This is a genomic window from Frankia sp. AiPs1, from assembly GCF_023716945.1.
Taxonomy (GTDB): Bacteria; Actinomycetota; Actinomycetes; order Frankiales; family Frankiaceae; genus Frankia.
Genome location: NZ_JAMQQF010000233.1, coordinates 1 through 8,633 on the forward strand (window position 1 = coordinate 1; position 8,633 = coordinate 8,633).

The following is an 8,633-nucleotide window of genomic DNA, read 5'->3' on the forward strand; positions in this document are numbered from 1 at the left end:
GGCGCCACCAGCGGAGCCGGCAGCGGCGCCACTGGCAGAGCCGGCAGCCGAGTCCGCCGGGCGGCCGGAGCTCGCGCCGATGGAGCCGGGGGCGCTGTTCCGGCCGCGACAGAAGCGGTCGGACCCTCCCGGCGAACCGGAACCTGACGGCAGCGGACCCGCTGGTGGCTGAGGCCGCCTCCCGGGATCCGTCCGCCGCGGAGGAACGCGTCGGCCTTCGCGGCCTCACCAGCACCGCCCGTTCGGGCTGGGCCCGCCTGCCGGAGTCCGTTCGGGCCACGCTGCCGCTCTGGCTTGGCAGCCGGATCGCTGTCGCGCTCCTCTCCCTTGCCGCGGCGAGGGCGCTGACCTCGCGGCCGGCCCGCGACGCCCCCGGGCTGCGCACCCTGTGGGATCACTGGGACGTCGGGCTGTTCACCAAGGTCGCCCGCTACGGCTATCTCTCCCCCGCCTACTCGGACCGCACCGAGGTCGACTTTCCCGGCCTGCCGCTGGCCATCCGCCTCGTCCATCTGGTCGTGCCGGACTGGATCGCTGCCGGCCTCGCCGTCTCCCTGCTCGCCGGCGCCGTCAGCGTGGCTGCGCTCTGGCGACTGGCCGCGGACGAGGTGGGCGCCCCGGCTGCGAGGTTCGCCGTCGTCAGCCTCATCTCCTTTCCTTACGCGGTGTTCCTGTTCGCCGCCTATTCGGAGGGGCTGTTCCTGGCGTTCGCGACGACGTCCTGGCTGGCCGCCCGCCGGCAGCGCTGGTGGCTGGCCGGTCTGCTCGGCGCGGGGGCGGCGGGTACCCGGATCAGCGGCGTCGCCTTCGGCGTGGCACTTGCCGTGCAGTACGTCGTCGGCCGGCGTGCCGCGGGACGGCCGGTGTTCGCCTGGCCGGCGCTGTCGCTGGCCCTTCCGCCGATCCCGGTCGTGGCCTACCTGGGCTACCTGCGGGCGCGCACCGGTGGCTGGGGCGCCTACACCGATGCCATGCGCGACGGTTGGCATCGTGGCACCGACTGGCCCTGGTCCGGATGGGCGACCACCTGGGCATCGGCGACCGATGGCAACGGAGCGTCGACCTTCGTGTGGTTCTGGCGGGGGGAGCTGCTCGCGGTGGTCGTCGGCGTGCTGCTGACGGGCGTCCTGCTGGTCGGCCGGAGATGGGGAGAGGCGACCTTCGTCGGCGTGATGACCGCGATCATGGCCTGCACGAGCTACTACGCCTCGGGGATCCGCGGAATTCTGGTCGCGTTCCCGCTCTACCTGCTGCTCGCGCGGGCCGCCGCGCGCAGTCCCCGGGTCGCGTCGGTGTATCTGTGTCTGTGCGTCCCCGTGATGGCGGTGCTGGTCATCGCCTTCACCCAGGGCCAGTGGGTGGACTGACCCCGCCCGACGCGCTGGATATCGGGGCGGCGGTACGACCCTGTGGACGAGGGATGCGCGACGATGTCGCTGACGCGCGTGTCGCCGCGTCGGGGCTACATGACGAAAGGGCGATGCGGTGGAGACCGGGGATCCCCAGTCGGGTCGGCCTGACGTCGGATCCGGAGCCGGCGTGGACGCTTCTTCAGACGGTGGTCGCCCGGACGGTCGTCGCCCGGACGGCGCCGCTGGCGCGGGCCCACGCTCGCTCGCCCGCCTGGCGGCCGGGCTCGCGGGCCTGGCCGCGCTCGCCGTACTCGGGCTGGCGATCGCAGATCCCGGCCCGTCGCGGCACCTGCGCGGGTTGCTCATCTCCGTTGATCTCGTCTGCCTGGCCGCAGTGGCGACCGCCTGGCTGCGTGTGGTGCTGGCCGTGGGGGCGCCGAGGATGCCGAAAAGGATCGAGTAAGCTCGTCGGGACACGCCGTGCGTCGGCGCACCCGTCCGTTCGCTGGTCAGCCGGTGATCTCGTCGAGATCGCCACCCTGCCGCGAGCGGCCGCAGTGCACTGCTGATCGTCCGGATGTGCCGGTGGGCGATTCCCTGTGGATCTGCGCCGCCGCGCGCGTCCGTGGCGGCGCAGATCCGATCCGCGGCTCCTCCTGCCACGGAGAATCCGTGGCCGCTGAGTCCACAGGAGGTGGGTTCAACCTTGGCACGTCATTACGAACTCATGGTGATCCTCGACGCTGATCTCGAGGAACGCACCGTTGCGCCGTCTCTCGACCAGTACCTCGGCGTCGTCCGGCAGGGCGGCGGTGTGGTTGAGAAGGTCGACATCTGGGGCCGGCGCCGGCTTGCCTACGAGATCGCGAAGAGCAACGAGGGCATCTACGCGGTGATCGACCTGCACGCGGAGCCGGACGTGGTCGCCGAGCTCGACCGTCAGCTCGTCCTGAACGAGTCGGTCATGCGCACGAAGGTCATCCGGCTTCCCGAGCCGAAGAAGCCTCGCCAGAGCCGCCGGGTGGCGGCATGACCCGGTCCGCGGGGACGGCGATCACCTTGCCGTCGCGGACCGCCGACATCCGGGAGGGCGCCCATGGCCGGTGAGACGATCATCACCGTCGTTGGCAACCTGACCAGCGACCCCGAGTTGCGGTTCACGTCGAACGGCGCTGCGGTGGCGAGCTTCACCATCGCCTCCACGCCGCGCACGATGGACCGCCAGACCAACGAGTGGAAAGACGGCGAGGCGCTGTTCCTGCGCTGTTCCATCTGGCGTCAGGCCGCCGAGCACGTCGCCGAGTCGCTGCAGAAGGGGGCCCGGGTCATCGTCACGGGCCGGCTCAAGCAGCGCTCGTTCGAGACTCGCGAGGGTGAGAAGCGCACTGTGATTGAACTCGAGGTCGACGAAGTCGGCCCCAGTCTGCGTTACGCGACCGCCAAGGTCGTCCGCGCTGCCCGCGGTGGCGGCAGCGGTGGCGGTGGCGGTGGCGGTGGCTACAGCGGCGGTGGTGGCGGTGGTGGCGGTGGTGGCGGCTACGGCGCGCCCGCCAGCGTCCCCTCCGGCGCGCCGGCCGGCGGAGTCCCCAATGATGATCCCTGGTCGCAGCAGCCGGCCGGTGGCTACTCTGACGAGCCTCCGTTTTGAGCGGGCGCTCGTCGTCCTCGCGGTCGACGCAACGGGGCAGGAGCACGTCCATGGCCAAGGCGGCCGTGCGCAAACCCAAGAAGAAGGTTTGTGTCTTCTGCAAAGACAAGGTCGAGTACATCGACTTCAAGGACACCTCGCTGCTGCGTAAGTACATCTCGGACCGGGGCAAGATCCGTGCCCGGCGGGTGAGCGGCAACTGCAGCCAGCACCAGCGCGACGTGGCGACGGCGGTGAAGAACAGCCGCGAGATGGCGCTGCTGCCTTACACCGCCTCGGCTCGCTAGGGGGTGGCGGGATGAAGCTCATCCTGACCCAGGAGGTCCCCGGCCTTGGCAGCCCGGGTGACATCGTCGAGGTCGCCAACGGCTACGGGCGCAACTACCTGGTGCCGCGCAAGTACGCGATCCTCGCGACGAAGGGCGCGGAGCGCCAGGTCGAGCAGATCAAGCGGGCCCGCTCGGCTCGGGCGGTCCGCGACCTCGGCCACGCCCAGGAGATCGCCGGCCAGCTCGGCGGCCTCAAGGTCGAGCTGATCAGCCGGGCCGGCAAGGAAGGCCGGCTGTTCGGTTCGGTGACGGCGGCCGATGTGGTCGACGCCGTCACTGCGGCGGGCGGTCCCGAGCTGGACCGTCGGCGGGTCGAGCTGACCACGCCGATCAAGTCGCTCGGGGCTTACACCGTTGCCGTGCACCTCCACCCCGAGGTGACCGCCTCCGTGAAGCTCCAGGTCAAGAAGGCATAGAACCGGCGGCTCCGCGCTGGGAGGCGGCACTGCCGCCTCGCCGGCGAGGCGCGGATGTCCCGGACTGACGAACTCCCCCGGCCGACCCACCCCAGTGGTGGTCCTCGGTCCGGGGGAGTTCGTCGTTGCGGGACCGATCTGGGATGAACTTTCTTCCGCCCCGTTTTATCCACAGGAGGCGGGTCGGCTGTGCCTGTAGTACCTGCGGACCCTCGGCCTTGTGGTCCTTGATTTCCACAGGTTGTGAGCCGCTGTCCCGAACTCCTCCCCAGATTCCGGCAGGTTACCCACAGCTTTTCCACAAGGGCCTGTGGATAACTTTTTGGTGGGGGTGCTCGCGGATCCGTATGGTCGGACCCTCCAGACTGGTTCCGTGGGGCTCGCCCGGCCACCTCGGCGGCTGCTCACCAGGTACCCGGGTCGCATAGCGCTGCGGCCGGTCGCCGGGTGCTGCCTCGGCCGGAGCGGACTGCCGACCAGCCGGGTCGCCGGGGCCGGGTCGCTGGGGCCGGATCGCCGGGGCGGGGACGCCGGTGGGAAGGGCAGTCGAGACTGGGGCGGTCGAGGGGGCGGCGGTCGGACGGCCACCGGACCGGACGCGGCGTGACGGGGGTCGACGGGTGGTCGAGATCTGCTGGGCGCGGCGGCGTGGCCCGTTGACCGCAGCGCTGATGTGTACGAACATGTGTTCGAATCTGGATCTGCGGGAGAGCGGGGAGGGTGCGTCGTGAGCGTCACTGAGATCTCACGCGGCGGCGCAGGCGGCGGCGCGGAGTTCGAGCGAACCCCGCCCCACGACCTCCCGGCCGAGCAGAGCGTGCTCGGCGGCATGCTGCTGTCGAAGGACGCCATCGCCGACGTCGTCGAGGTCCTGCGGATGGCGGACTTCTACCGCCCGGCCCATGGGCTCGTCTACGAGGTCATCGGCGACCTGTACGGCCGGGGCGAGCCTGCCGACGTCATCAGTGTCGCGGCCGAGCTCAGCCGCCGCGACCTGCTGGAACGGGTCGGCGGCCCGGGGTACATGCACACCCTGATCTCGAGCGTGCCCACCGCGGCGAACGCCGGTTACTACGCGCGCATCGTCGCCGAGAAGGCGGTCCTGCGCCGCCTCGCCGAGGCCGGTACCCGCATCGTCCAGCTCGCCTACGGCGCCGCCCCCGACGTCAGCGAGGTCGTGGATCGCGCTCAGGCCGCCGTGTACGAGGTGACCGACCGGCGGTCGAACGACGACTACCTGCCGCTGGGAGAGCTGCTCAACCCGGCCCTGGAGGAGATCGAGTCGATCCAGGGCCGCGGGGAAGGTGCGCTGACCGGCGTGCCGACCGGCTTCGTCGACCTCGACGAGCTGACCAACGGGCTGCACGGCGGCCAGCTCTGGATCGTCGCGGCCCGGCCGGCCGTCGGAAAGGCGCTGGCCCTCGACACCGCGCTCCCCACGCCGGCTGGCTGGACCACGATGGGCCGCGTCGTCGTCGGCGACATGCTGATCGGTGCCGACGGTCGGCCGACCCGTGTCGTCGCCGCCACCGATGTGATGCACGGCCGGCCGTGCTACGAGGTCGAGTTCTCCGACGGATCCGTGATCGTGGCGGACGGTCAGCATCAGTGGATCACGCAGACCCGGGCGGAGCACCGCCGTGGCGGCGCGGTCCGTTCGGGCTCCCGCTCCGCGACCCTCACCAGACCGGTCACCACGGAGGAGATTGCCCGTACTCTGCGTAGCCGGACTGCTGATCGTGAATGCAACCACGCGGTGCACAACGCCGGCCCGTTCCAGTTGCCGGCGGCCGACCTGCCGATCGACCCTTATCTGCTCGGCGCCTGGCTCGGCGACGGGACGTCGGCCTGCGCGAGCCCGACCTCGGCTGACGCAGAGATTCCCGACGGGAGCCGGCATCGCGGCTACGACGTCGTGGGGAGCACCAGCGCAAGGTACCGCTATCGGCTGGGGCTTCGGTGGCCCGCGGTGGCGGAGAAAGCCTGCACGGTGTGTGGGCGACCGTTCACCGGTGCGATGCCCGGTGTCCGCACCTGTGGCCGGTCCTGCGGGGGCAAGCTGCGTTTCCTCGCGCAGCCGCGCCAGGTTCGAAGCTGCGTGGAGTGCGGCTGCCGGGTAACCAGCCACGAGCCGCGCTGCCGTTCCTGCCGTGCGCAGGCTGGGACGTTGCAGGCCGGGTTGCGAACCCTCGGCGTGCTGGGCAACAGGCATATCCCGGCCGGCTATCTGCGGGCGAGCGAGCAGCAACGCCGTGACCTGCTGGCAGGACTGCTGGACACCGATGGCACCGTGGCGAGCAATGGGTCAACCGTCCAGTTCGCCTCGACCAACCCGAGGTTGGCCCGAGAAACGCGTGAGCTCATTGTGTCGCTGGGCTATCGTGCGACCGTCGTGGCGAAGCGGGTAGTGGGAAGGTCGGTCGAAACATCCACCTGTTTCACGGTGGAATTCGCTCCCCAGGAGCAGGTCTTCCGGCTTGCGCGGAAGGCTGCCCGACTGCGACCGGCCGGGCACCCGGCGGCCGGGGTGCGGTACATCACGGACGTCCGATCGATCGCGTCTGTCCCGGTCCGATGCGTCGAGGTCGACAGTCCCGATCATCTCTACCTCGCGGGCGAGACCTGTATCCCGACGCACAACTCGACGCTTGGGTTGGATTTCGCGCGGGCGGCGTCGATCAAAAACGGCTTGACCTCGGTCATCTTCTCGCTGGAGATGAGCCGCATGGAGATCACCATGCGGCTCCTGTCGGCCGAGGCACGGGTGTCGCTGCAGAACATCCGCACCGGCCGGCTCACCGACGACGACTGGGCCAGGTTGGCTCGCCGGATGGGTGAGGTGGCCGAGGCGCCACTGTTCATCGATGACAGTCCACACCTGACGATGATGGAGATCCGGGCCAAGGCCCGCCGGCTCAAGCAGCGCAACGAGCTGCGTCTGGTCATCCTCGACTACCTGCAGTTGATGTCGTCACCGAAGAAGGTCGAGAGCCGCCAGCAGGAGGTCAGCGAGATCTCCCGGTCGCTGAAGCTGCTGGCCAAGGAGCTCGACGTGCCGGTGGTCGCGATCTCCCAGCTCAACCGTGCCTCCGAGCAGCGAGCCGACAAGCGCCCTCAGGTCTCCGACCTGCGCGAGTCCGGCAGTCTCGAGCAGGATGCCGACGCGGTCATCCTGCTCTACCGGGAGGACACGGTCGAGAAGGAGTCGGCGCGCGCCGGCGAGGCGGACCTCATCATCGCCAAGCATCGCAACGGGCCGACCGGTACCGTCACCGTCGCTTTCCAGGGGCACTACTCGCGATTCGTCGACATGGCCAACTGACCCGCGCCCGGCCCGGTGCCCACCTGCGCCGGTCGGCGGACCACGATCCCCGGACGGTGACACACTGAACGCTATGGCGCCCCGGAACGTGAGGACGCCCCGGAACGTGAGGACGCCCCGGAACGTGAGGACGCCCCGGAACGTGGGGACGGCCGGGAACGTGCAGCGTATTGAGGAGACGTCCGGTGAGTGACGGCGGAAACAGCGGGCCCGCGGAGTCAGGCGTCCTGGAAATCGCCCGCTTCGACGTTCAGCCCGGTACCGAGGACAAGTTCGTGGCCGCCTACCGGGAGGTGCGCACGGAGGTGGTCGGCACGCCCGGCTGCCGGTCCGCGCGGCTGACGCGTGGCATCGAGTCGCCGTCCAGCTTTGTGCTGCTGGTCGAGTGGGACAGCCTGGACAGCCACCTGAAGAACTTCCGGGAGTCCGACCGTTTCGTCCGCTGGCGCACTGCGCTGGGACCGTACTTCGCCGGTCCGCCGTCCGTGGCGCACGGTGTGGACGTCCCACCCGGTCCCGACCCGGCCTGACCTGCCCTACGATCGCCTGGACCCCTGACCATGGAAGCGTTCTTCGGGTACCTGTTCGTCGCGCCGCTGACGGCCGGCTTCTTCGGCTTCCTCATCTGGCTGATCCCGGCGATCCTGCTCCGCGAGCAGATCACCAGATTTCAGGTCCGCCCGTTCGCGTTCTTCGTGACCGGCTACATCTTCACCGGCGTCCTGACCCTCTACCTGCTCATCGCTCGAACCTGGGTGGGGCCGTTCGCCGGCACCGCCGCCTCGCTGGGACTCGTCTGGGTGATCCGGGATCAGTGGCGGCGGCGCCGGCCCCCGGCCGGTCGGCGGGGGACTCGCCGCGGCAGCCCGCCGCAGCCCGGCCCGCCGGGGTCCGGCGGTCAGCGGCCGGTCAGGTACCCCGGTCAGCCGATCGGCCAACTCGGTCAGCCCGGTTATCCCGTTCAGCCCGGACATCCCGGCTATCCCGGCTATCCCGGCCAGGCTGGTTATCCGGGCCAGGCCGGCTACGCGGGTCAGCCCGGTCAGCCTGGTCAGCACGGTTATCCCGTTCGGCCCGTTCAGCCCGGACATCCCGGCTATCCGGGACAGCCCGGGCATCCAGGTTGGCCGGGCCCACAGGGCCAGCCCGGGTTGCCAGGTCAGCCCGGCTATCAGGGTCCCCCGGCGTCCGCCTACCCGGCCGACTGGCCTGGGGGGCCGGCGGTCGGCGGACGTGGCGGGACTCCTCCCGGGAAGCCCGGCGCCCGTCCGCCGGGTGCCGAGGACGGCCCGCCCCGCTCGGATTTTCCGCATATTCCGGACTTCCCCCCGATCCCGGACTTCCCGCCCCTGGCCGAGGACTCGTCGATCCCCGACTTCTCCCCCATCCCCGACTTTCCGCCGATCCCGCCGATCCCCGACTACCCGCCGACCTTCGGCGCGATCCCGGATCCCGCGACCGGCCGAGGCGATCCCGACCGCCCGACCGATCCGGCGGCGCCGGACGGTGAGCCGGCAACCGGCGCTGGTTCGCCGCCCGGCCCTGCGGGTGGGCGGGGTGCCGGGC

At 70.7% G+C, this 8,633-nt stretch carries 9 protein-coding genes; all 9 read left to right on the top strand.

Annotation, left to right across the window (positions count from 1 at the left end; translation table 11 throughout):
- Nucleotides 1–164 precede the first annotated feature (164 nt).
- A complete protein-coding gene (locus ND748_RS18820; protein ID WP_251747273.1) occupies nt 165–1,367 on the top strand; it encodes a glycosyltransferase family 39 protein in 1,203 nt (400 codons plus the stop codon).
- 172 nt (nt 1,368–1,539) lie between these two features.
- Nucleotides 1,540–1,815: a hypothetical protein gene (locus ND748_RS18825; protein ID WP_251747282.1), complete on the top strand. Its 276-nt coding sequence runs from the start codon at nt 1,540–1,542 to the stop codon at nt 1,813–1,815.
- Nucleotides 1,816–2,058: 243 nt separating this feature from the next.
- The gene (rpsF, locus tag ND748_RS18830; protein WP_285902351.1) at nt 2,059–2,385 is read left to right on the top strand and encodes a 30S ribosomal protein S6; all 327 of its coding nucleotides are present in this window, start codon (nt 2,059–2,061) and stop codon (nt 2,383–2,385) included.
- Between the two features lie 63 nt (nt 2,386–2,448).
- Nucleotides 2,449–3,000, top strand: coding sequence for a single-stranded DNA-binding protein (locus ND748_RS18835; RefSeq protein ID WP_251747284.1), 552 nt, complete (start codon nt 2,449–2,451; stop codon nt 2,998–3,000).
- Between the two features lie 50 nt (nt 3,001–3,050).
- Nucleotides 3,051–3,287, top strand: coding sequence for a 30S ribosomal protein S18 (gene rpsR / locus ND748_RS18840; protein WP_009741495.1), 237 nt, complete (start codon nt 3,051–3,053; stop codon nt 3,285–3,287).
- 11 nt (nt 3,288–3,298) lie between these two features.
- Nucleotides 3,299–3,745: a 50S ribosomal protein L9 gene (rplI, locus tag ND748_RS18845; RefSeq protein WP_251747285.1), complete on the top strand. Its 447-nt coding sequence runs from the start codon at nt 3,299–3,301 to the stop codon at nt 3,743–3,745.
- A gap of 727 nt (nt 3,746–4,472) precedes the next feature.
- The gene (gene dnaB, locus ND748_RS18850; protein ID WP_308205663.1) at nt 4,473–7,067 is read left to right on the top strand and encodes a replicative DNA helicase; all 2,595 of its coding nucleotides are present in this window, start codon (nt 4,473–4,475) and stop codon (nt 7,065–7,067) included.
- Between the two features lie 185 nt (nt 7,068–7,252).
- Nucleotides 7,253–7,597 (top strand): antibiotic biosynthesis monooxygenase family protein, encoded by a 345-nt coding sequence (locus ND748_RS18855; protein ID WP_251747287.1) that lies wholly within the window; start codon nt 7,253–7,255, stop codon nt 7,595–7,597.
- Between the two features lie 30 nt (nt 7,598–7,627).
- On the top strand, nt 7,628–8,633 hold a 1,006-nt coding region (locus tag ND748_RS18860; RefSeq protein WP_251747289.1), incomplete at its 3' end, for a hypothetical protein.